Here is a 21,711-nt window from a genome sequence, read left to right as displayed (position 1 = left end):
CGTGAGCTTGCAGACAAAACCTCTTACAGTGTTTGTGCGGGCCGCAGCAGTTTATTGTTACCTGACTCAAGGCTTGCACCGTCTCTGGCTTTGATGCGCCCCTGGATCACATTATTGTCTACAATCACGCTACTGGCGCTGAAGCGGGCGTCAATCCCCAGGGAGTTAAGCAGTATATTGTCTGTGATCCGGGTGTCGGTGGCCTTGTTCAGGTAGATGGCGACATCATTGCGACAGTTGAGTAGCAGGTTTTTCTCGATGATTCCGCCTTTATGCTCATAGGCACAGTTTTCTGACTGGCAAAATCGCTTGCCGGTACCGCCGTTACCTAAGGACAGACCAACGCGGATATCCAGTACTGACTGATGAGCTATCCTCCAGGCGCAGTTAATGACATTGTTGCTAATCACACCATTTTGTCCGCCGCCTTTAAGGTAGGCTCCGTACACAACACTCGGCTTTCCTCTGACTTTGCGGCTGAAGTCGGCAATAAAATTATCCGTTATCTGCCAGTTGTTACCACCTACTACATCGATGGGTGAAGCAGGGTTGCGGCTTTCTCTGATCCGGGTGTTATAAAAATCGTTGTGACGGACAATCACATTATCCGGGAAGTGCAGTTGTCCATTGGTTCTGCGGCCATTGCTTTTAAGGTGAGCGTTAAAGTCGATAAAGCGGTTATTCTCTATCAGGATATGATCTCCCTGGCCGGTAAGATGCAATGCATGTTCGCAGGCACCATGGCGACTACAAATGCCACGAAATGTCAGATTCTTTATCACCCAATGGGGCTTGTTGATATACAGGCCTCAAGAGAATCTAACTGAACCTCTGCCTGCCCCGGTTTCTCTGCGGCAAGCGTTATAGGAAAGGCTGGCTCGCCACCATGGCCGACTCTAATCGTTCGTTGTTTGACGATATAGTCTCCGGGAGCCAGCAAAATAAGTTGTCCCGCAGTGGCCTTTTTCAGGGCCTGAAGTAAAGTCGTGCTGTCAGCAACATGATATATATTCTCCTCCGAAGGCAAGAGCAGAGTGCTGCGTTGTGGATCTTCACTGACCCCGGCGGAGTTCTGAGCTCTGTCAAAGCTTACCTTGTCTGGTATCGGTCGCCATTTGAGCAAAGCATCGGCATATTCGAGCAATGATTTTCTGATGCCCCAATTCTTTGGCAGGTTAATGGTCACATATTGTTGAGCTTTGATGCCGTATTCGTAGGCAAAGGTGGTGCTGCGCAATATCCAAAGCGCCATTAATGTCAGCAGCAAAAAGGCCGCACTAAACCAGGCGGCTTTTCTAATCTTTGTCGATATTCTGCTCAACGTCCTGATGTCACAGCAGTACTTCTGCCACATGAGGGTGCCCAAGAAAATCCTGGGGACTTGCTGTAGCGCCGTAAGCCCCGGACTGGTAAACCACAAACCAGTCTCCCACCTCGGGCTGAGGCAGCCAGACCCTGTCGGCGAGGGAATCCAGAGGTGTGCATAATGGTCCGGCCACATTAACCTGCACGCTGGCATCCTGCTCCAGCTTATTGCCCAGGGCAACAGGATAATTTTTGCGGATCACCTGGCCGAAATTGCCCGAGTTGGATAAATGATGGTGCAGTCCCCCATTAGTCATCACAAAGGTCTGGCCTCGGGAGGTCTTAATATCGGTAACCTTACAGACATAAACGCCGGCTTCGGCAACCAGGTAGCGCCCCAGCTCCATGATCAGCTCGGTTTTTTGCAGATCAATGGGGGTACCTGCCAATAGTGATTTAAGGTTGTCACTGATAGGTTCCAGATCCAGTCGCCGTTCACCGGCAAAGTAGGGGATGCCGAAGCCGCCACCCAGGTTGATGGATTTCACCGGCACCGGGCATAAACTCACCAGCTTTTCAGCCAGTGCAAAGGTCTGGGTATGGGCTTCTATAAGGGCTTCTGGCTTCAAATTCTGTGAGCCACAGAAAATATGAAAGCCCTGAAAATCTATCTCGCTGTAATCAAGCGCTGGAAGGATTTCCACCAGCCGCTCTTCGTCAATACCAAACTGCTTGGCACCACCGGCCATTTTCATTCCGGAAGCTTTGAGCTCAAAGGCCGGATTGACCCGAAAGGCAATGCGCGGCAGTTTGTTGAGCAACTGGCCGGCTTTAACTGCCCGTTGCAGTTCCAGCTCCGATTCAATATTCAGGGTGACACTGGCGATAATGGCGGCGCGGATTTCCCGCTCGCCCTTGGCCGGCCCGGCAAAGCTGATCTCTTCCGCTGGCATACTGCTCTGCAATGCAATCAACAGCTCTTTCTGAGAGGCCACATCCAGACCGTCTACCAGTGGGGCAACATAATGCACCAGTGCAGGAAGGGGATTGGCCTTGATGGCGAAATGCAGTTTGATGGGTTCTGGCACATACTTTCTGAATTTATCAATTTGGGCGCGGATCACTGCCTTGTCATAGGCATAGAACACCTCTTTATCCAATAATGTGGCGATTTGATCCAGGGTCTTGCCACCAACCAGCAAGTTGCCTGCCTGATGGTCAAACTGATCCATGACCTGATGGGTTACAGCGGGTTTATTCATGGGCGTACTTTTCCTTTGCCTGTTTTGCCAGCAATGCTCTGTCTACTTTACCATTTGGGTTTCTCGGCAGGCCATCGCGAATTTCCAGATATTTGGGGTGCATAAAATTGGGCAGATCCTTCTTACATTTCGCCAGCAGCGCGGTTTCATCCAGGCATCCCGGCTGTTTAAGCGCAGCATACACTACTATGGCCTGACCCAGCTCGGTATCACTGACGCCAGTTGCAATAACTTCGGCTACCTCGTCAGCAGCCTGATAGCAGGCCTCTTCGATTTCTGAGGGACTGACCCGATAGCCGGAGGTTTTGATCATCTCATCCTTGCGGCCAACGAAATACAGAAAACCCTCGCTATCTTTTCTTACTGTATCGCCGGAAAATACGGCCATTTCGGTCAGTACCAGTCCATTAACCTGTTTGGGCACCGGCTTAAAACGTTCGGCGGTTTTCTCCGTTGCATTCCAGTAACCCATACTGACATGAGGCCCCCTATGCACCAGCTCTCCTGGTTCATCAGCGTCACATTCTGTACCATCTGCGCGCACCACCATTACTTCAGCGTTAGGAATGGCCTTACCCATGGAGCCGGGTTTTTTATCCACCAGCTCAGGAGGCAGGTAGGTACTGCGAAAGGCTTCAGTCAGTCCGTACATAAGATAGGGGCTGGCATTGACAAAAGTCTGGCGCAGTTTTTCCAGAGTGACACCGGGCATGGCACCACCGGAGTTGGTGAAATAACGCAGCTTTTTGCCGGTTTCTTCGCTCCAGTTGGCTTTTAATAACTGTTGCCATAAGGGAGGCACTGCGGCCAGGCCGGTAACACTGTATCTGTCCACTGCTTTGACGACATCATTAGGGAGCAGAAAATCCATCAGAACTGCAGTGGCGCCAACAAAAAAAGCGGTGGTTAACTGATTGAGACCATAGTCAAAACTCAGTGGTAACAAGGCCAGAATTACATCATCGCTGTTATTTTCGAGATACGCGGAAACACTATGGGCGCCACAAATAAGGTTGCGGTGCGACAGGACCACCCCCTTAGGCTTACCTGTGCTGCCCGAGGTATACAAAATGGCAGCCATATCCTGATCTGTAACAGGTGGTTTGGGATCGGCACCGTCAGGCAGCGCTGCAAATAACTGCAGTTTTACCTTGCCCTGCCAGCTACCGGGCAGTTTGTCAGTCAGAATAATCTGCTCCAGTGCGGGGCAGTAGTCAATGACATCGGCCAGTGCCTTGAGCCTGTCAGAGCTGGTGACCAGCACTTTTACATCGCAATCATTGAGAATATGTTGCACCTGTGGCGATTTGAGTACCGGATTAATCGGCACAAATACCCCGCCGGCGGCGCTGGCACCAAACAGGCTGATCACATTTTGCGGGGTTTTTGGTAAAAATACCCCGACACGGTCATGACGCTTCACACCTAAGGCTGTCAGACCTGCTGCAAAACCATTAATCTCATGGTTGAGGTCAAGATAGCTAAAATCCTGCTGTTTAAAGCGCAGGGCACATTTTTCCGGAATCCGGATCGCATTGGCACTGATAAGCTGGTGAAAAAATGTGACCATAAATGAATAATCCCTCTTCGTGCAGGTAAAGCGGTTTCTTAAACCGTTAAATAATGGAACAATAAGCCGGTTTGTATCCGGCCGCCTGGTTCGGACAAAATCAAAAAGTTAAATCATACAGGTAGTTTGACGATGAATGTACCCGCTCTTGTTAAAGATATTTTGGTTGAAGTGTTGCAGATGCCTGCAGATACCGAATTTGATGCTGATACGCCGTTGCTGGGCGCTATTCCTGAGTTCGATTCGATGGCTGTGGTGTCTGTGCTGACGGCGGTTGAAGAGAACTTAGGGATAGCGGTGGACGATGATGAGATCAGCGCCGAGACCTTTGAAACTTTCGGCAGTCTGTGCAGTTTTGTAGAAGAAAAAGTGTAGTAGATGAGCAGACCTCGTATAGGCGCGGTGAGGCAGAAGTAGGAGAATGTCCGATATTGGTGTTCTTCGCGTCCTGACGGGATAATAGAATAAAAAGGGACAGTTATGCGTTTTAAAAAGATCCTGTTGGTGTTTGGCACCCGGCCAGAGGCGATTAAAATGGCGCCTTTGGTACTGGAGTTGCAAAGACGCCCCGAATTCGAGGTACAGGTCTGCGTCACGGCGCAGCACCGGCAAATGTTGGATCAGGTGTTGCAGCTTTTTGATCTCAGGCCTGATTACGATTTGGATCTGATGCAGCCTGGGCAGGATCTGTATGATATTACCAGCAGGGCGCTGCTGGGTCTGAAAACCGTGCTGGCAGAGTCCAGGCCTGATCTGGTATTGGTGCACGGTGATACCACAACAACCTTTGCCGCGTCTTTGGCCGCATTTTATCAGCGTATTGCGGTAGGCCATGTAGAGGCCGGGTTGCGCACGGGAGACATATACAGCCCCTGGCCTGAAGAGTGTAATCGTAAGCTTACCGGGGCACTGACCTTATTACACTTTGCCCCGACACAGGGTTCTGCCGATAATCTGTTGGCTGAGAATATATCGGAAAATCAGGTATATATTACCGGGAATACGGTTATCGATGCGTTGTTGCAGGTAGTGAAGCGCATAGAAGGCGATCCCGATCTGAGTGAGTCATTTGCCAGACAGTTTGACTTTCTTGATCCCGATAAAAAGCTGATTCTGGTAACAGGACACAGGCGGGAAAGTTTTGGTGGTGGCTTTGAGCGCATTTGTCAGGCACTAAAGGAGTTGTCCGCTCGTGATGATGTGCAGATTTGTTATCCGGTGCACCTCAATCCCAATGTGAAGGAGCCGGTGGAGCGGATTCTCAGCGGAGCAGATAATGTACACCTCATAGCCCCACAGGATTATCTGCCTTTTGTTTATCTGATGAGTCGTGCTTACCTGATTCTGACCGACTCTGGCGGGATTCAGGAAGAAGCTCCATCTCTGGGTAAACCGGTACTTGTCATGCGCGATACGACAGAGCGGCCTGAAGCGGTGGTTGCCGGCACAGTAAAGTTAGTGGGTACAGATACGCAACTTATTGTCGATGAAGCCACGAAATTGATGGATGATGAGGATGCGTATAACACCATGAGTGTGGCTCACAACCCATACGGCGATGGCAAAGGCTGTATCCGGATTGCAGATATCATCAAAGCACAATGACTCCGGTGTAGGGTTAAAGTGAAGAATAGATTGGTCAGAGGAATATTATGAAAGTCACCGTTTTTGGTGTGGGGTATGTTGGTCTGGTGCAAGGCGCTGTATTGGCTGAAGTGGGGCATAAAGTCGTCTGTGTGGATGTCGACCAGAGCAAAGTCGACTTTCTCAACAAAGGTGGTGTACCGATTTACGAGCCCGGTCTTGAGCCTCTGGTGAAGACCAACCTTGAGGCGGGACGCCTTAGTTTTACTACTGATGCCAAGGCGGGCGTTGAGCACGGCGATGTGATTTTTATTGCCGTTGGAACTCCCCCGGATGAAGATGGATCTGCAGATCTGAAATATGTACTCGAAGTAGCAGGCTCTATTGCCGAGCATGCACAAAAACACAAAATAGTGATTAACAAATCCACCGTACCGGTCGGAACAGCCGATAAGGTCAGAAATAAACTCAAACAAGTTCGACGTTGCGAACAGGCAAGTTTTGATGTTGTTTCTAATCCGGAATTTCTGAAAGAGGGTGCTGCTGTCAGTGACTGTATGCGCCCGGATCGTATTATTCTTGGTACTGACTCCGATATTGCCGAAAAGACCTTACGAGAGCTTTATGCTCCCTTTAACCGCAACCATGACAAGATCATCGTCATGGACATCCGCAGTGCCGAGCTGACTAAGTATGCAGCTAACTGTATGCTGGCAACCAAGATCAGTTTTATGAATGAAATGTCTAACCTGGCGGAACGTTTTGGCGCAGATATTGAGAATGTGCGCAGGGGCATTGGCTCCGATGCCCGTATTGGATACCAGTTTATTTATGCCGGTTGTGGTTATGGTGGCTCCTGCTTCCCGAAAGACGTGCAGGCGCTGGTGCGAAGTGCCAACAGCGCCGGTTATAGAGCCAGGATTCTCGAAGCGGTAGAGTCGGTGAATTATGCCCAGAAAGAAAAGTTATTTGAGTATATTTACCGCCATTTTGAAGGCGATCTTGAGGGCAGGACTATTGCGTTGTGGGGGCTCTCCTTTAAGCCCAATACTGATGATATGCGCGAAGCCTCCAGCCGGGTATTGATGGAAAAGCTGTGGCAGGCGGGTGCAAAGGTTCAGGCTTTTGATCCCAAAGCGATGGATGAAACTCAGCGCATCTATGGTCACCGTGATGATCTTCAGTTGTTAGGCACTAAGGAGAGTGCGCTTAGCGGTGCAGATGCACTGGTGGTTTGTACGGAGTGGCAGATGTTCAAAGCTCCGGATTTCGAACTGATAAAAGAACGGCTTACCGCGCCGGTGATCTTTGATGGGCGCAACCTGTATGAGCCCGATCAACTTTCCGCTATGGGGATTCAGTATTATGGCATTGGCCGGGGTAAGTCATTGGAAGGTAAGGTATTGTGAATACTGTAACGAAAGCGGTTATTCCGGTAGCCGGCCTTGGCACCCGAATGTTGCCCGCTACCAAAGCGATTCCAAAGGAAATGTTACCGGTAGTAGACAAACCATTGATTCAGTATGTGGTTGCTGAGTGTATTGCCGCCGGAATAAAAGAAATTGTGCTGGTTACCCATGCCAGTAAAAACAGTATAGAGAACCACTTCGACACCAGCTTCGAACTTGAGGCCACCCTGGAAAAGCGGGTTAAGCGACAGTTACTGGATGATGTACAGTCTATCTGTCCTAAAGATGTGACTATTATGCATGTGCGTCAGGGGGTGGCCAAAGGTCTGGGCCACGCTATTCTGTGTGCCCGCCCATTGGTTGGAGACAATCCTTTTGCAGTGGTGCTTCCCGATGTGTTGATTGATGATGCTGCAAGTGATCTGAGCCAGGACAATCTTGCGGAAATGGTGCAGCGTTTTGATCACAGTGGTGCGAATCAGATTATGGTGGAGCAGGTACCTCATGATCTTATCAGCCAGTTTGGCGTTGTCGATTTGGGCGGGCATGGTCTGAAGCCCGGTGAATCTTCATCCATTTCTCAGATTGTAGAAAAACCCAGAGCTGAAGAGGCGCCTTCTGATCTGGCAGTAGTAGGTCGGTATGTATTGTCGGCAAATATCTGGGATATGCTCGAATTTACACCACCTGGAGCCGGAGATGAGATCCAGCTTACAGATGCCATTGCCACACTGATGAAAACAGAGCAGGTGGACGCATATTATATGAAAGGTAAAAGCCATGACTGTGGCAGTAAACTGGGTTATATGAAAGCTAATGTGGAGTATGCCCTTCGTCATCCGCAGTTGGGTAAGGATTTTGCGGAGTATCTAAAGGCTCTGTAGGTTTTGTAGGGCCCAATTTATTGGGCGGTAGCGTTAGTTTATTGGATCTCGCGGAGACGCAGAGCATTTGAAGGAACCAGGTCGTGCTGTTCTCAGCGCCACTGCGAGAGAAATGAGTTATGTTGGTCGAATAAATTTCGTCCTACAAAAACATTAAATAAGGATAATTATGGCATTTAAAAAAGTATCAGTAGTAGGGCTGGGTTATATCGGTTTGCCTACTGCGGCAGTGATTGCTTCACGTGGTATCGAGGTAATAGGTATAGATGTATCTCAAAAAGCCGTTGATACCATTAATCAGGGCAAGGTACATATTGTTGAGCCAGATCTGGACATGGTGGTACAGGCTGCAGTGACTATGGGCAAGCTGCGGGCGTCAATGACCCCCGAACCTGCTGATGCTTTTATGATTGCCGTTCCGACACCGTTCAAGGATGGTCATCAGCCAGACCTGAGCTACATAGAGAAGGCTGCTGAGGCGATTGCGCCAGTTCTGGAAAAGGGCAATCTGGTGATTCTTGAATCCACCTCTCCGGTTGGTGCAACTGAAAAGCTGGCCAGCTGGTTACAGGCTCTTCGCCCAGATTTGTACTTTCCGGACCAGGGGAACGCTGAGCCTAATATTCATGTTGCCCATTGCCCTGAACGGGTTTTGCCAGGCCGGGTTCTGGAAGAACTGGTATCTAATGATCGTATTATCGGTGGCCTGACCCCAAAATGTTGTGACAAGGCCATCGAGCTTTACAAGACCTTTGTGCGTGGTGAATGTATTCCGACCAATGCCCGTACCGCGGAGATGGCAAAGCTGACAGAAAACTCCTTCCGGGATGTGAATATCGCCTTTGCCAATGAACTTTCGATTATCTGTGATGAGCTGAAAATAGATGTCTGGGAGCTCATCGCCCTGGCTAACCGCCATCCCAGAGTCAATATTCTTAAACCCGGTCCTGGCGTTGGCGGGCATTGTATTGCGGTTGATCCCTGGTTTATTGTTGACTCGGCGCCGGATTCGGCAAAGATCATCCGTACCGCGCGGGAGATCAATGACCACAAGCCAGAATATGTTATTAACCGGGTCAAGGCGGCAGCCGATCAGTTTAAACGCCCGGTGATTGCCTGCCTTGGGCTGGCTTTTAAAGCGGATATTGATGATTTACGCGAGAGTCCGGCTCTGGATATCACCTCAGAGTTGGTTCAATCAGGTATTGGCGAGGTGCTGGCGGTAGAGCCTAATATTCAGGAGTTACCGCAGAGCCTGCAAGGCAAAGATGTACGTCTGGTCAGCTTGCATCAGGCTCTGGAAGAGGCAAATGTACTGGTGGTGCTGGTAGATCATAAACCCTTTAAGGCCTTAACCAATAATGATATTAATACTAAAGTGGTTGTAGATACCCGGGGACTGTTCAGTCGCTTCTGAGCCTGAATTCTACAGGGTATAATCCGGATGTTAAAAGGCGGCCTGATGGCCGTTTTTTTGAATTAAATAGGACGTAAAATGAATAAGACGAGATTATCTGCTGTTACATTGGCGCTGGTGATTGGGTTGTCGGCTTGCAGTCAGAAAAGCGCTGAGGAATATCTGGCCAACGCCCAGAATATGATCGCAGAGGGAGAAGATAAGGCAGCGATAGTCGAACTTAAAAATGCGCTGTCTCAGGCACCGGACATGGGACTGGCCAGGCTGCTACTCGGAGAACTCTATTTTGATCAGAACGACTTTATCTCGGCGGAGAAAGAGTTGCTCAGAGCAATGGAGCACCTTTCTGATGTAAGCCGCGTGGTGCCGTTGCTAGCCAGGACTTACTATTATCAGGGCGACTATGCCGGGGTAATAAGCCTCTATGAACAACAAACGGACATCAGAGAAGATGCTGCTCAGACGACTCATCTTTTCGCATATATCTCGTCCCTTCGCTCCAGCCCCGAAGCTCAGAACTGGCTGACCTTCCCGGATAATCTTACCGGGGACAACCTGTTAATTGCCAGGGCATATCGGGCTCTGGTGGAGGGGCAGCTGCAGGAAGCCAACGACGCCATTTCAGAATTCAGTGAAGAAAAACTTCAGGTAGAGAAAGATTTTTTGCAAGGACTGGTCGCCTTCCGGGAGGGCAGATTTGAAGAAGCAGCAGCGCATTATAATGGCGTATTGACGCAGACTCCCAATCTCCATCCCGTTCGTTTCCAGCTTGTTGAGGCGCAGATTAACGCCCGGCAGTTTGAGCAGGCTGATGAGAACCTCGACCGGTTGCTGAAGCTGAGCAAAGAAAACCCTTATGCCAATTTGTTAAAGAGCAAGTTACGCTTTATTCAGCAGGATTTTGACAATGCATTACCCTTTGCTGAAAAGGCAATACAAAATGGCATGGATATTAAGCTGTCGCAGATTATTGCAGGTGTCAGCGCGTACAAGCTCAGGCAGCTTGAGTCGGCTTATCGCTATCTTAAGAGAGCGGCAAGCGATCTTGGCAAGGGCCATGATGTCCATCGCTTGCTGGCGCAGGTACAACTGATGTTGGGCTATACCGATGAGGCCAGATTGACGCTGAATGAGCTGGATGTGCTGAATGAAACAGATGCTGGTCTGTTTGCCGAAGCTGGCCTGCAGATGGCCGGTCAGGGAGACCTGGCGACAGCAGGTGACTACCTTTCCAGAGCCAGTGAGGCGGATCAGAACAATGCCAGATTTAAATTAACAGAGGGCCTGGTTAAACTGGTAGGAGAAGACGAATCCGGGATTGCCGATATAGAGGCAGCACTAGCCAATGACAGCAGCCTGCAGCAGGGCTGGGTGTTATTGGCAGAAACCTACCTGGATAAAGGGCAGAAGCAGAAAGCCATCGATGTAGCAAAACAATGGCAGCAAACCGATGCGGCCAGTGGCATGGCCCTTGAAGGTCTGATTGAACTGAATTCAGGAGATACAACCTCTGCTGAACAGGCATTGTTGGCCGCACTGAAGCAGGACAATCAACACCTGGGAGCGAGTCATTACCTTGTACAACTCTATAAGCAGCAGAATAAACCGCAAAAAGCGCTGGAATATGTAAATCATATCCTCTCCTTTGCGCCGGCGAATTTCCAGGCGCTGACTGACCTGGTCAGAGTCAAGCAACAGCTGGAACAATCAGAAGACATTATTCCGGCGTTATCGTCCCATCGCGAGCAGTTTCCGGAGTTGGCCGAGCCGAAATGGGTGCTGGCAGAGTATTTGCGTCATGTTAATCAGCCGGAAAAAGCCATCGAGGTGCTGGGAACCGATTTGGATAAGCTGCAAGCGACCGGGACAATGATTCTTGGTGATGCTTATGTGCAAACCGGGCGCTACGAAGAGGCCAGGGAAGCTTTTGTCAGCGTCAGGGAAGCCAATCCAGGCATTTTAGGTGGCTGGTTGCGCAGTGCCGGAATTGAAGAGTTGACCGGGCAGTATGACAATGCATTAGACATTGTTAATCAGGCGCTGGAGCGCTTCCCCGACCATTCCCGCTTGCTTCTGCTCAAGGTTAATTATCTGACAAAAACCAACCAGCTGGATGCGGCGAAGCAGGTTCTGACCAGCGCAAAAAGCAGTGACGCAGATACGGCGTTATTGGCCAGGCTGGAAGGGGAACTGGCATTGTCGGCCAGGCGCTACTCACAGGCTGAACAAAAGTTCAGAGATTTTTATCAGGCCAGGCCGGGCTTTGAAGCCGCTTCGTTGCTGGCTATTGCGCTGCAAAATACCGACAAAGTCCCTGAAGCGGCAAGGTTGCTGGAAGCCGAATTTGGGAAATTGCAACGTCCGATGATGGAATATCATACGCTGGCGGAGTTCTATTCCAACAATGAGATGTATTCACAGGCTGAGCAGAAATATGAACAGTTTTTACAACGCTACCCTGGGCATTTTCCCAGCCTCAACAACTATGCCAGCCTGAAAATAAAGCAGCAACAGTATGATCAGGCCCTGGTACTGGCTAAACAGGCGCAGGAAGCCGCACCTCAGGTACCCCAGGTCATGGATACCCTTGGATGGGCCTATTACAAGACTGGTGATATAGAGAATGCCGTACGCCTATTGAAAGAGGCGGCACGTAAGCTACCCGCTGATATCAATGTACAGATGAATCTGGCCGAAGTATTGGTGGCTGCAGGTGATGCACAATCGGCTTTCAGTATTCTGCAAAAGGTGGAGCCAGAAGATGACCAGCAAAATGAAAGGCTCCAGCGCCTTAAAGCAAAAGTGGGGGGAATGGGGTGATATATGCTCAGCAAAGATGTCAGAACTTTTTACAGCTCCCGATAAACAGGCATATAGCTTCAACCTGCAATTCAGAATAAATGTATAAAAAACAATTGGTTGTGTGGTTATTTTAAAGTTGGCACATAAGGTGCATTGATTACTCTGCCAGATTCATAACGATTAGTAGGATGTAATTATGAAGAAGTTCGTTAAAGCCGTTGGCGCATTATCGCTTGCCGCACTTAGTTTCTCTGCCGTGTCTTCTACAATAGATGCCGGCGGTATCACCTGGGATGCTTCAACCCCAGCTAACCCTTACATTGCTGATGTTTCATTCCAGCAGTGGTTCACTAATGGTACTTATGGTACTGCTGGTGGCGTTTCAACTATCACTGCTGATAGTGCTGCTTCAACGGCTCCGGCCTTTGGTGCTTCATTGAGCGGTGTGGGTCGCTTCTCTCAGTTTAATGATGGGCGTGATCAGTTGTTCGGTACTTTCTGTTCAAACGGATTCGGCACTTGTGAACTGACGTTTGCATTTGGTGGTCTGGTTGCAGTGGGTCAGAACCAATGGGATCTGTCGAATAGCTGGTTGAATGTGTATGTTGATGACAGTCTGGATTTTGGTCCTGCTAACTCAACTGCTTATCAGCGTTATAACCAAGCTCAGAATGGTGACCTGTGGGCATCTTTCACCTTTGATACTTTCGATCTTGATAGCGATAACCTGAATGCAGGTTTCGTAGACTCTTATCTGAGTATTGTTGAAGGTGTAGGTAACCCAGACGTAGTGGAAGCCCTTAACTTCCATGACGGTTGGTACGATATTTTCTACACTGCTTCTTCACAGATTGGCAGCAGCGGATATTCTATCAGCAGTAACGGTCAGGTTTCTCAGGTTCCTGAACCTACTACACTGGCTGTATTTGCTTTAGGTCTGATTGGTTTGGGTGCTGCCGCACGCCGCCGTCGCGCTTAATAAAGCCAAGTAAGAGTTTTGAAAAAAGCGCCGTAAGGCGCTTTTTTTATGTCCAGAATAAAAAGTAGGGTCAGAGTAAACTTATGGAGCTCGATTTACAGGCCTGATAAGTTTACTCTGACCCTACTTTTCTACTTTCAGGGGTTGTAGCGCCCCGGAGAGAGCACATTATTAGGATCCAGTGCCTGCTTCAACTTGCTGATAACCTGCCAGTGAGAGTCCTGACAGTCCAGCAGATTCTGTTGCTGCCGGATATTCAGCCTGTACGGCACAAACCCCCGCTTTAATCCTTGCTGAACCAGCGCTTTCAGGCAGTTGTGGGCCTGGGTGCGGCTGTTTTCATCAGCAAGGTTAAAAACGATAGGAATGGTCGAATCGACACAATCATGCTTGAGATTAGTAAAGGTGATCAGCGGTTCGATCCCGAACTGCGGGGTCGTGGTGCGTATAAAGTCTACAAACTCCCGCATTTTGTTACTTTGCATCGGGATCAGTGGGGCATACCAGAGCAGTCCGCAACCGTCCTGATCGGGTAACAGTGTTCTGTCACTCTGAACTTTTCCAGTACGCCAGTAAGCCAGTGGTAACGCAACCTGATTAGGCTGGCCGAGCATAATCTGCATTCCCTGCTCCAGAGAGTTCAGTTGCTTCTTAATGTCTTTAAGCGGGCCGAAACTGAAATGATCAGTGACGGCTCTGGCTGCTTTGAGTAGCAGGCTGTCGGAATATAATAACTGGCCTAACCCTTTGAGTCTTCTCCGGATAGCGGATTTTGCGGCTCTGACTATACCGGCTTCTCCATATATAGAGCCAACGATCAGCCAGCCAGGTACATCATGGCGTTTTACCAGTGTCGCAATTTGCTCATCTGTCATCACCTGATGAGCATTACCATTGGGATTATCTGCCATCATGGAAATCAGTCGGCGCCTGTCCATCAGGTTTATTGAGCCGACAATACCCTCGAAATCTTTGAGTATGTCCCTGACTGCATCACTCAATCGAGTGAATTTGCTCTCGTCAAAGCAGCGCAGATAAAAAGCGGTGAAGGCTTGTGGTTTTTTGCCCAGGCGTATGGTCATCTGTGTGACCACACCCAGGTTGCTCTGAGTCATCAGGCCATCCAAATAAGGCCCTAACTTCCATTTATAGGTTTTATCGATAAAGTCGGTGTTGCTGGCATCCAGCGCTGAGATGGGAGAGCCATACTCCTTATCGCACAGTTCAGGATGCGGTAACACCGCTTTTAGTGCGGTGACAGCTTCAAAGTGATCAGTGCGAGGGGTAATGCCATAGCCTCTTTCCAATGCATTAGCAAGGATACTGCAATTGGGCCCTGCTCCTGTTACCGGGGTCATCCAGCCCCAGCTATGCTCTGTCAGATAATCGCAAAGCTGTTGCTGCGTTACACCAGGCTCCAGGGTGATCAAACCCAGCTCTTTACTCACCGGGTAAATCTTGTTCATAAGGCTAAGATCCATAATGATCTTGGGCTTTTCTGTCTCCAAATCAGAAACTGAGCCATAGCCCCAATTTTTCGCGGAGCTGACCGGATATAAATGAAACCCCAATTTATTAGCCAGTGCCGTCAGTTCACAGACTTCTCGGGCAGTTTCCACTTTTACTGCAGCGTCCAGTGCAATAGGTGTTGAAAAAGTAGTTTTGCCGTATGTTAGTGTGGCCTGTTGTTTATCCAATATGCGTGCATCTGCCACAGACAGCAGCTGTTTCAATTGCGTAAAAAATTCAGTCATAAGAAGCTTTTTTTAATAAGCAAGGTTAAATGAGGGGACTTTCTTTTCGATACTGTAGCGGGTATTTGTTTTCTCGGCCGAGGTATCAATTGGAGCATCCTGCAATTGTGATGAGATTTCATGCTGAACATAATGTAACAGCTTCTTAAAACCAGGAGGAAGACTATCAAGTAGCACCTGCCGGTTAATATAATAAGGTGCTCTTTCACCATGATAATCCACGACAGGACCTATCTGCTTGAATGGAATTCCGACCAGGCGCAAACTTCTTGCTAATCTGGGCTCCATCATCACAAAGCAGTGATTTATACCTTGTTCCAAAGCAATTGAGGCTGCAGCCATATAAAGTCCTACAGCTATAAAAGGGAAGCAGCGCAGCTCGGCTTCCGAATAACTTTCTTCGTTAATCACACCAGTCGCAGCACCCTTGAATTTATCCATCTGACGTCGTCTGAACTGTTCTGGCACTGCAAGTCTTGATATCTCGCAGATCTCCGTGCGAGGGAAGTCCCAGGGAGCATTTTCATCACAACTTATCGCTTCAGAACAATATTTTTCAATCGGCAACAGTTCATCTGCGGATTTTGAATAAACAATGCGAACAGTACCGGCAAATTTCCCGGAAGGCTTATGTTCAATAACACAGTGATAGGAGTGAGGGTCAAAATCATCAGTTTCCAGACCCGAGGCTCTCTGTGGCTCAAACTTCAGTTCTTCGCAGTAAACCTGATGACGCATCCTGAAAGACGTTGCCTGCAACGCCTCAGAGCCTGCATATCGGGGGCGAAGATACCTGGCAAAATGCGCAGAAATATTTCCCGCTTCCCGATTGGCAAAGAATTTTAATGCAACCCTTGCTACAGGCCCGATAAAGGGCATCTTGGTCGCTTTCCTTAGATTAATAGGTGGCATTAATACTTATCTTTTCCCAGTGGTCTTCAAATCTTATGCCAGCCTGTCTGTGCGTCAAGGGTATTTGTTGAAATTCGGTAAATTAGTCGCAACTAGACCGCGATTGACTCATAAAAGAGCTGTTAGAGTTCTTAGTTTCGGAGAAAAATTACCTTAAGTCATACTTCAAATATCTGATTTTAAGCGGCTTTATCATTGCTGCTGTTAATCGGCACAGAAGCCGGGGTTGTTACCTTTGGCTTTTCAATAGAGGGGATATCTTGGTTGGCAGAATGGCTTTGGCTGTGTCATAACCTAATGCGTAAAGGGTATCTTTCTGCGCTGCAGTCATATCAAAATCAACTGCAGAGAGGGCGCCGGTATTGATCACTACCGTACTGTGCCAATAGCTGGCATTGACATACTCTCTTGATAGCGCAGTCATAAAGGTACGTATAAGCAACAGAATGTACTGAGTCAGTGGAACCCAGGAGCGCTTTACGAGTGGCTTATATTCATTGTTACTTTTTAGCCGGAAGCAAACAGAAGGCGTGCCATCTCCAGCCCAGTCACGAAAAAGCGCATCCTCTGACAAGATTGCCCCGTCCACCAGTAAATGTTCCTTATAGGATTTAAAGCTGAAAAGCAGCGGAATCGACATGGAGAACCTTACAGCCTGAGACACCCGCATGGTTGGTGAGGTTACCCGGTTGAAAATCACCGGGCCACCACCATTGACGTCTGTTGCCACTATGTGTAAGTCAATCTCCAGTTGTTCGAAGGTTTTTCCACTCAGCTTCCTGTCCATCCAGTGCTCAAATTTATCTCCCGAGCTCAGGCCTCCGTCCCTTAGCAGACGGATCAAGGAAAACCCTCTGAACTGCCGGAAGTTGGTTTCCAGTGCCAACTGATGAATCTCCGATAATGACATACCAGTGCTGTAAAGCGCCGTAACAATAGAGCCTCCGGACACACCTACCAGATGCTTAAAACCAATTCCCAGATCTTTAAGTGCTGCCAGAATGCCAATATGAGCGGGCAGCCTGGTGCCTCCGCCTGAAAAAATCGGGATGATTTCCTGTGGAAGGTTGTCGGTATTGTCGGTCATTATAATTCAGATAAAAAATCTTATTTATCAGTTAATTATGGTTCAAGTTCGGGTAAGTACAAGGCGCCTGGGCAGTATTTCTGATTTCTGGCGTTGGAGCTAAAAGCAGCACAGGAGTAATTAAAGTGCTCGGTTCAGATATTGATAGGCGAGCCCTGCCCATTCGTAAAAGGCTCTGTGGCTGCGCTCAAGACTTGTCGTATTTGGCCAGCCCCAGTCAATAGATTGGCTGCTCAGATGCTCAACAGGCACTGGAATGACATTAATACCTTGCTGATTCAGATAGTATTTGGCTCTTAACTGATGACTCGCTGAGGTGACCAAAGCAACAGTTTTTCCCCGCAGGTGTGACGCCAGGGCCTGAGCCTCTTCTTTCGTGTTGGTTCCTGAAGGAACACTGACAATATGCTCAGGCGATATGCCCAAGGCAAGAAAAAATGCCTTGTTGGCCTCGGCTTCAGATTGTTCACGATATTTGAGTATGCCTCCGGAAACATAGACAGGTTTCTGCTGGTATCGGTACATTTGGCTTGCCTGCAGGTTTCGCAGTAGTGAGCACCTGTGCCATCTGTCTGCAAAAGGCCGTGGAGTATCTTCATAATGTCTGCAGCCCAATACCAGAATAGCATCAGCCTGCTGTAAGACCGGCGCGTCGGCCTGAATAACAGGGTATCGGCGTTCTATGGGTTTCAGCATCATATTGCTAGTCATTGGCAGGCTACACCAAAGCAAGAATACAGAGGCCAGTGTCAGCACAAACCATGCGGTTTTATTGGCTTTAAACAGAAGCTTTAACAGCAGTGCAATAAACAACAGAGTGAAGAAGAGATTCAGAGGCTGAATCAAAAAGTGCACTGTATTGCGAAGAAGTTCAATCATAATGAGAGGGGGGCGGGACGCGTTAGTGGCACAAATAAAAAGTGCGACCCATTGGTCGCACTTTCTGTTAACTTTCTAGAGTAGCTTACTTGCGAAAGCGTCTTGCACCTAACATCAGCAGACCCATACTCAGCACTGCGATAGAGGCTGGCTCTGGAATTTCCTGAGCGGTGATATTGAAAGCAAACTGTACGTTGTTATCACCACCTTCCTGAGTGGTAAGGCCAAAGCAACCTGCCGCAACACCAGCAGCAGCGCAGGCATCAGCGCCTAACAAGCCAAGACCTGGAGCTACGATTTGCACGGTATACATATAACCGTTAAAGCTGAACATACTGATTAAATCTGCAGCTTGCAGTACAAAAATATCATCACAAACAGTAGCCGACCCATCTATACAATCGCCTGCAACATTTGGAGTCTCAATAAAGTCGATTGAGAAGTTTGAACTGAATGAAGCGGTTTCGCTTGAACCATCATAAGGAGGGTTCGGTTCTGCTGCAAACAGAGTCAGGCTACTGAAAAGAGTGGCTGACTCCAGTGTGGCAAAAGAAGAGCTAATAGAGTTATTTGTGTGAGTGATTTCCGCTGTTTGTGCACCTAGTCCGTTGGTGGTGACACTGCCGGAAGCCACTGTAGGATCAATAGTTAATCCGCTTCTTTCTGACGCCGCTACGCCACCCCAGCTTATTTCTGAAGTGGACACTGTCTGGCTACCACCGCCGGCAGAGAAGGTTGGGGCATCAGGACCAGCTGTTACCCACTCAGTGACAACATCATAATCCCATAATGTAACCATTGATGCACTGGCGACGGATGATGCGACCATTGCCGCGCCAGCCAAACTGTTTAAAAGTAATTTATTCATTGTTTCAATCCTCGAAATCTTGTCAATTATTAGCCTTGGGCTTACTTCACTACACCCGTCCCACTAGATAAAGCAATTACCTTGCCAATAATTATGTCATTGAAAGTAAAGGAAAAAATATTTTTATGATAAAGCAGGTGTTAAAGAATCAGACATCGGTTTACAGTATTCATTACGGTATCGATACTAGGAATTGCGTACTGTGGGTCGTTGTCATTCAGGTCAGACACTTTTTCTTGTTGTTGAGCTTAACAGAGGAGATACTTTTCCCGGATAGCAAACAACCCTGAACCCATTACTATTTGTCAGAAAAGGAAATTTGCCATGTTTAAAATCATTTCTCTGGTAGTACTCAGTGTTATTAGTTTACACCTTCAGGCACAAAGTTTTGAGTCAGTGGTATCGAAGGTAAAAGGATCGGTGGTCGGGATTGGTGTGCATGATCCGCTAGGGGCTCCTAAAAACACCTTACAAGGTACCGGCTTTGCGGTTGGGGATGGTAAGCATATCGTCACCAATTTCCATGTGGTGGAGCGCGCACTGGATGCAGAATCGATGCAAAAGCGCGTGGTATTCGTTGGCCAGGGCGAGCGTCCGGATGTGCTGGAAGCTGAAATTGTGATTACAGACCCGGCTCACGATCTGGCTGTGCTGAAGATAAATAAAAAGGTGGCTCCTTTTAAGCTGGCTGAAACTAAACGCTTGCCGGATGGCAGAGAAGTGGCTTTTACAGGCTTTCCGATAGGTGCGGTACTTGGACTTTACCCTGCCACTCACAGGGGGTATATTGCAGCCAGTACGCCAGTGGTAACACCAAGTGCCAATGCACAACAGCTCAGCATTGAGATGATCAAGCGAATGAAAGAACCCTTTGTGGTTTATCAGTTAGATGCTACGGCTTATCCGGGTAACAGTGGTAGTCCGGTTTATGATGTTAAAACCGGGGAAATTGTTGCCATTATCAATAAGGTCTTTGTGACGCAAAGTAAGGAATCGGCCCTTTCAGCCCCCAGCGGTATTTCCTATGCGATACCGGTAGAGTATCTGCAGAGGTTGTTGCAGGAGCTCAACGATTAAGCCGTTTTCTGTTGATACAACCTGGATAATGACTTTCTGAGTAAATGAGGAATTAAAAGTTTGAGCGGCATACGCAGCATGTGACCCCGCCAGTAAAGGATCGTGGCGGCGATATGGCGCTTCCAGGTTCTGGAGCTTTTGTGGTTGGGTGTAAATATATACCGGAAGCTAAAATCCAGTATCAACCCGGGGCGTTTTAAGGTCCGCCTTATTGGAGTATCAAAAAGCGTATTGCAGTAGTAAAAGGCCAGCTCAAGATAACCTTTCAGTCCCAGCACATCAGCTCTGCTTTTCAATCTGTCAACAAAATCACTTTCCATACTGCCGAAATGCCGGAGCAGAATATCCAGGTCTGAAAGATCCCTCAGTCCGTTATGGAATTCACTTTCGGTAAACAGGTGGCAGGCACTATGGATTACCAGATCTTCGGGGGTAAGAGTCAGTAAATCTCCGACATTTTCAAGCTCAACCTTTTGTGTTTTAAAGCGCTCTGGCTGAGGGCAGTCCCTGTTGGTCAGTGGCAGAATATTATGATGCACATCCAGTACAGTTCGGGTTTCACTATGTTTCAGCGGCGGGATTTCATGCATCCACTGTCGGTAATAGCGATCGTCATAATCATCTACAAGGGTGCGTTGCCAGCCGTCACCAAGCAGACTGAATTCAACCCGTTTAAGACTGGGTTTATCAACCAGAATGTCGATGTCAGAAAAGCGCCGACCTTTGGCAACGTCCAGGTCATGAGCGATATACGCGGCGCCTTTAAGCAGCACCCACCTTTGGCAACGCTGATTAAGTAACCTGCTGAGTGAGTGAAGTTCACACTTTGCCTGTTGGATTTGTCGCTGTGCAACTTTCTGCTCGGAAACCAGTGGCCACCTGGCAAAACCGGGTATTGTTCCCTGATATTGACTGTCTAGCAGCATGCAGGCCAGTCGGCCTGACAGGTTGGCCATGCGCGCCTGACTGAGAATTGTCTGCCAGTCATTATCGTTAAATTTCTCGACGATACTGATATCTTTCAGAGTCTCAAGTAACAGGCTCATGAATTCTGCACCAGATTTTCAAGAGTTTCTGAGGCATCTTCGAAGCGGCTGTACTCAAATTCAAAGCAGGGAGTTTGCTGTAAAATGTCTGCAATTTTATGAAAGCCTTCCACCCCGAGTACATTATAATTAAAGCTATTGTCGATCAGTCTCTGAAAGCCCTCGGGTGCTGATAGCGGCGACAGACTGGCATTACTGCCGGCTTTATATTTCGGAAACACAATGCAGTGCAAAGGTGAACTCTGGTGCATGCTGGTAACACTCTCCTGGCTTGGTTTCATCAGTGCTACCGTGCCTTTGAGCGTGTCATGGGCGATATCACCAAACTCAGCCTGGCTGAAATGATGTTTTAAAATATCAATAGCGTCATTCTTAATATTGATAGGTCGTGCCAGAGGTAACACTTCCTCGCTCTGCAGAGAGAGCAGAGCCAGTTCATCCGAAAATAAACGCCAGCCGGAGAGCATCATCGCTGCAGTCAGCGTGCTTTTTCCTGAGCCCTGAGTGGCAGGCATCATGATAACCTTGCCATTTTTCTCTATGACGCCGGCATGCACTATAAATAAATGGTGCGCATGGTTGGCAATACACCAGTTCATCCCCCATTCCAGCATGGGGTAGGCCTGATCCCTGGGCAATGGCTTAAAAGGATTGATTTCATCCATAAAGAATTCAACCTGGGGGCGAAACCAACGGCGGTGACTGAGAGGCGTCTTTACCTGTACATCGAAGTCTGTATATGAGGGGCAGGGATAACTCAGATGATGTGCATAAAGTTGCTGTATTTGCCGGCTCACGGAACTGAGATTAGTAGACAGGGAAAAGGAGAAAGGACCTATGGCAAGACGGTGATTATACAAGTTGATACTCTTAATC

The 21,711-nt window shown here is 48.4% G+C and carries 19 protein-coding genes; 8 read left to right on the top strand and 11 right to left on the bottom strand.

Translation table 11 applies throughout. The features are described 5' to 3' along the window. Window positions 1–23 precede the first annotated feature (23 nt). From AT746_RS13335 to AT746_RS13320, 4 genes are read right to left on the bottom strand one after another with little or no spacing between them, the layout of a single operon-like run. The gene (locus tag AT746_RS13335; protein WP_156413699.1) at window positions 24–782 is read right to left on the bottom strand and encodes a hypothetical protein; all 759 of its coding nucleotides are present in this window, start codon (window positions 780–782) and stop codon (window positions 24–26) included. Continuing rightward, window positions 779–1,321 (bottom strand): hypothetical protein, encoded by a 543-nt coding sequence (locus AT746_RS13330; protein ID WP_197414260.1) that lies wholly within the window; start codon window positions 1,319–1,321, stop codon window positions 779–781. Before AT746_RS13330 ends, AT746_RS13335 begins: the two co-directional genes overlap by 4 nt. Window positions 1,322–1,331: 10 nt before the next feature. Beyond that, entirely contained in the window at window positions 1,332–2,567 is a 1,236-nt protein-coding gene (locus AT746_RS13325) for a pyridoxal-dependent decarboxylase, exosortase A system-associated (protein ID WP_197414259.1), read from the bottom strand. Then, window positions 2,560–4,137: an acyl-CoA ligase (AMP-forming), exosortase A system-associated gene (locus AT746_RS13320; protein WP_062481088.1), complete on the bottom strand. Its 1,578-nt coding sequence runs from the start codon at window positions 4,135–4,137 to the stop codon at window positions 2,560–2,562. The genes AT746_RS13325 and AT746_RS13320 overlap by 8 nt, the downstream gene beginning before the upstream one ends. A gap of 132 nt (window positions 4,138–4,269) precedes the next feature. Between AT746_RS13320 and AT746_RS13315 the strand changes: the two genes are divergently transcribed. The 7 genes from AT746_RS13315 to AT746_RS13285 all read left to right on the top strand — a co-directional run bounded on the left by AT746_RS13315 (window position 4,270) and on the right by AT746_RS13285 (window position 13,212). Next, a complete protein-coding gene (locus AT746_RS13315; protein ID WP_062481086.1) occupies window positions 4,270–4,512 on the top strand; it encodes an acyl carrier protein in 243 nt (80 codons plus the stop codon). A 105-nt stretch (window positions 4,513–4,617) separates the two neighbouring features. After that, on the top strand, window positions 4,618–5,742 hold the full coding sequence (wecB, locus tag AT746_RS13310) for a non-hydrolyzing UDP-N-acetylglucosamine 2-epimerase (protein ID WP_062481084.1): 1,125 nt from the start codon (window positions 4,618–4,620) through the stop codon (window positions 5,740–5,742). Window positions 5,743–5,789: 47 nt separating this feature from the next. Beyond that, a complete protein-coding gene (locus AT746_RS13305) occupies window positions 5,790–7,130 on the top strand; it encodes a UDP-glucose dehydrogenase family protein (RefSeq protein ID WP_062481082.1) in 1,341 nt (446 codons plus the stop codon). Continuing rightward, window positions 7,127–8,014 carry a UTP--glucose-1-phosphate uridylyltransferase GalU gene (gene galU / locus AT746_RS13300; protein WP_062481080.1) on the top strand — a complete coding sequence of 296 codons (888 nt, stop codon included), beginning with the start codon at window positions 7,127–7,129 and terminating at the stop codon, window positions 8,012–8,014. The genes AT746_RS13305 and galU overlap by 4 nt, the downstream gene beginning before the upstream one ends. 169 nt (window positions 8,015–8,183) lie before the next feature. After that, window positions 8,184–9,431, top strand: a complete 1,248-nt coding sequence (gene wecC, locus AT746_RS13295; protein ID WP_062481072.1) for a UDP-N-acetyl-D-mannosamine dehydrogenase — start codon at window positions 8,184–8,186, stop codon at window positions 9,429–9,431. Between the two features lie 78 nt (window positions 9,432–9,509). Next, complete coding sequence (prsT, locus tag AT746_RS13290; RefSeq protein ID WP_082633277.1) at window positions 9,510–12,251, top strand: XrtA/PEP-CTERM system TPR-repeat protein PrsT; 2,742 nt, start codon at window positions 9,510–9,512, stop codon at window positions 12,249–12,251. A gap of 178 nt (window positions 12,252–12,429) precedes the next feature. Beyond that, window positions 12,430–13,212 carry a PEP-CTERM sorting domain-containing protein gene (locus tag AT746_RS13285; protein WP_062481068.1) on the top strand — a complete coding sequence of 261 codons (783 nt, stop codon included), beginning with the start codon at window positions 12,430–12,432 and terminating at the stop codon, window positions 13,210–13,212. 137 nt (window positions 13,213–13,349) lie between these two features. Here AT746_RS13285 and AT746_RS13280 read toward each other — a convergent pair whose 3' ends face one another. The 5 genes from AT746_RS13280 to AT746_RS13260 all read right to left on the bottom strand — a co-directional run bounded on the left by AT746_RS13280 (window position 13,350) and on the right by AT746_RS13260 (window position 18,712). Beyond that, the gene (locus tag AT746_RS13280; protein WP_062481066.1) at window positions 13,350–14,966 is read right to left on the bottom strand and encodes an FAD-binding oxidoreductase; all 1,617 of its coding nucleotides are present in this window, start codon (window positions 14,964–14,966) and stop codon (window positions 13,350–13,352) included. Window positions 14,967–14,978: 12 nt separating this feature from the next. Beyond that, window positions 14,979–15,845 (bottom strand): PEP-CTERM/exosortase system-associated acyltransferase, encoded by an 867-nt coding sequence (locus AT746_RS13275; protein ID WP_231730938.1) that lies wholly within the window; start codon window positions 15,843–15,845, stop codon window positions 14,979–14,981. Between the two features lie 262 nt (window positions 15,846–16,107). Further along, complete coding sequence (locus AT746_RS13270) at window positions 16,108–16,965, bottom strand: patatin-like phospholipase family protein (protein ID WP_062481064.1); 858 nt, start codon at window positions 16,963–16,965, stop codon at window positions 16,108–16,110. A gap of 120 nt (window positions 16,966–17,085) precedes the next feature. Then, a complete protein-coding gene (locus tag AT746_RS13265) occupies window positions 17,086–17,844 on the bottom strand; it encodes a YdcF family protein (protein ID WP_062481062.1) in 759 nt (252 codons plus the stop codon). Between the two features lie 85 nt (window positions 17,845–17,929). After that, window positions 17,930–18,712, bottom strand: a complete 783-nt coding sequence (locus AT746_RS13260; protein ID WP_062481060.1) for a THxN family PEP-CTERM protein — start codon at window positions 18,710–18,712, stop codon at window positions 17,930–17,932. Window positions 18,713–19,036: 324 nt separating this feature from the next. On the opposite strand from AT746_RS13260, the gene AT746_RS13255 reads away from it, so the two are divergent. Then, window positions 19,037–19,789, top strand: coding sequence for a S1 family peptidase (locus tag AT746_RS13255; protein ID WP_062481058.1), 753 nt, complete (start codon window positions 19,037–19,039; stop codon window positions 19,787–19,789). Here the strand turns inward: AT746_RS13255 and AT746_RS13250 are convergent. Both AT746_RS13250 and AT746_RS13245 read right to left on the bottom strand, forming a co-directional pair. After that, window positions 19,786–20,835 carry a nucleotidyltransferase family protein gene (locus AT746_RS13250; RefSeq protein ID WP_062481056.1) on the bottom strand — a complete coding sequence of 350 codons (1,050 nt, stop codon included), beginning with the start codon at window positions 20,833–20,835 and terminating at the stop codon, window positions 19,786–19,788. The two genes, AT746_RS13255 and AT746_RS13250, sit on opposite strands and share 4 nt — an antisense overlap. Next, window positions 20,832–21,695 (bottom strand): HprK-related kinase A, encoded by an 864-nt coding sequence (locus AT746_RS13245; RefSeq protein ID WP_082633275.1) that lies wholly within the window; start codon window positions 21,693–21,695, stop codon window positions 20,832–20,834. Before AT746_RS13245 ends, AT746_RS13250 begins: the two co-directional genes overlap by 4 nt. Window positions 21,696–21,711 lie beyond the last annotated feature (16 nt).

Source organism: Lacimicrobium alkaliphilum, from assembly GCF_001466725.1.
GTDB classification, from domain to species: domain Bacteria; phylum Pseudomonadota; class Gammaproteobacteria; order Enterobacterales; family Alteromonadaceae; genus Lacimicrobium; species Lacimicrobium alkaliphilum_B.
Note: the sequence above shows the minus strand (reverse complement) of the source record. Positions and strands in the feature narration are given on the sequence as shown.

What these genes read in the sequence shown, in the direction of transcription:
- AT746_RS13325 (WP_197414259.1), bottom strand. Translation starts at nt 2,567, where the DNA reads ATGAATAAACCCGCTGTAACCCATCAGGTCATGGATCAGTTTGACCAT.
- AT746_RS13320 (WP_062481088.1), bottom strand. Translation starts at nt 4,137, where the DNA reads ATGGTCACATTTTTTCACCAGCTTATCAGTGCCAATGCGATCCGGATT.
- AT746_RS13315 (WP_062481086.1), top strand. Translation starts at nt 4,270, where the DNA reads ATGAATGTACCCGCTCTTGTTAAAGATATTTTGGTTGAAGTGTTGCAG.
- wecB (WP_062481084.1), top strand. Translation starts at nt 4,618, where the DNA reads ATGCGTTTTAAAAAGATCCTGTTGGTGTTTGGCACCCGGCCAGAGGCG.
- AT746_RS13305 (WP_062481082.1), top strand. Translation starts at nt 5,790, where the DNA reads ATGAAAGTCACCGTTTTTGGTGTGGGGTATGTTGGTCTGGTGCAAGGC.
- wecC (WP_062481072.1), top strand. Translation starts at nt 8,184, where the DNA reads ATGGCATTTAAAAAAGTATCAGTAGTAGGGCTGGGTTATATCGGTTTG.
- prsT (WP_082633277.1), top strand. Translation starts at nt 9,510, where the DNA reads ATGAATAAGACGAGATTATCTGCTGTTACATTGGCGCTGGTGATTGGG.
- AT746_RS13285 (WP_062481068.1), top strand. Translation starts at nt 12,430, where the DNA reads ATGAAGAAGTTCGTTAAAGCCGTTGGCGCATTATCGCTTGCCGCACTT.
- AT746_RS13280 (WP_062481066.1), bottom strand. Translation starts at nt 14,966, where the DNA reads ATGACTGAATTTTTTACGCAATTGAAACAGCTGCTGTCTGTGGCAGAT.
- AT746_RS13275 (WP_231730938.1), bottom strand. Translation starts at nt 15,845, where the DNA reads ATGCCCTTTATCGGGCCTGTAGCAAGGGTTGCATTAAAATTCTTTGCC.
- AT746_RS13270 (WP_062481064.1), bottom strand. Translation starts at nt 16,965, where the DNA reads ATGACCGACAATACCGACAACCTTCCACAGGAAATCATCCCGATTTTT.
- AT746_RS13265 (WP_062481062.1), bottom strand. Translation starts at nt 17,844, where the DNA reads ATGATTGAACTTCTTCGCAATACAGTGCACTTTTTGATTCAGCCTCTG.
- AT746_RS13260 (WP_062481060.1), bottom strand. Translation starts at nt 18,712, where the DNA reads ATGAATAAATTACTTTTAAACAGTTTGGCTGGCGCGGCAATGGTCGCA.
- AT746_RS13255 (WP_062481058.1), top strand. Translation starts at nt 19,037, where the DNA reads ATGTTTAAAATCATTTCTCTGGTAGTACTCAGTGTTATTAGTTTACAC.
- AT746_RS13250 (WP_062481056.1), bottom strand. Translation starts at nt 20,835, where the DNA reads ATGAGCCTGTTACTTGAGACTCTGAAAGATATCAGTATCGTCGAGAAA.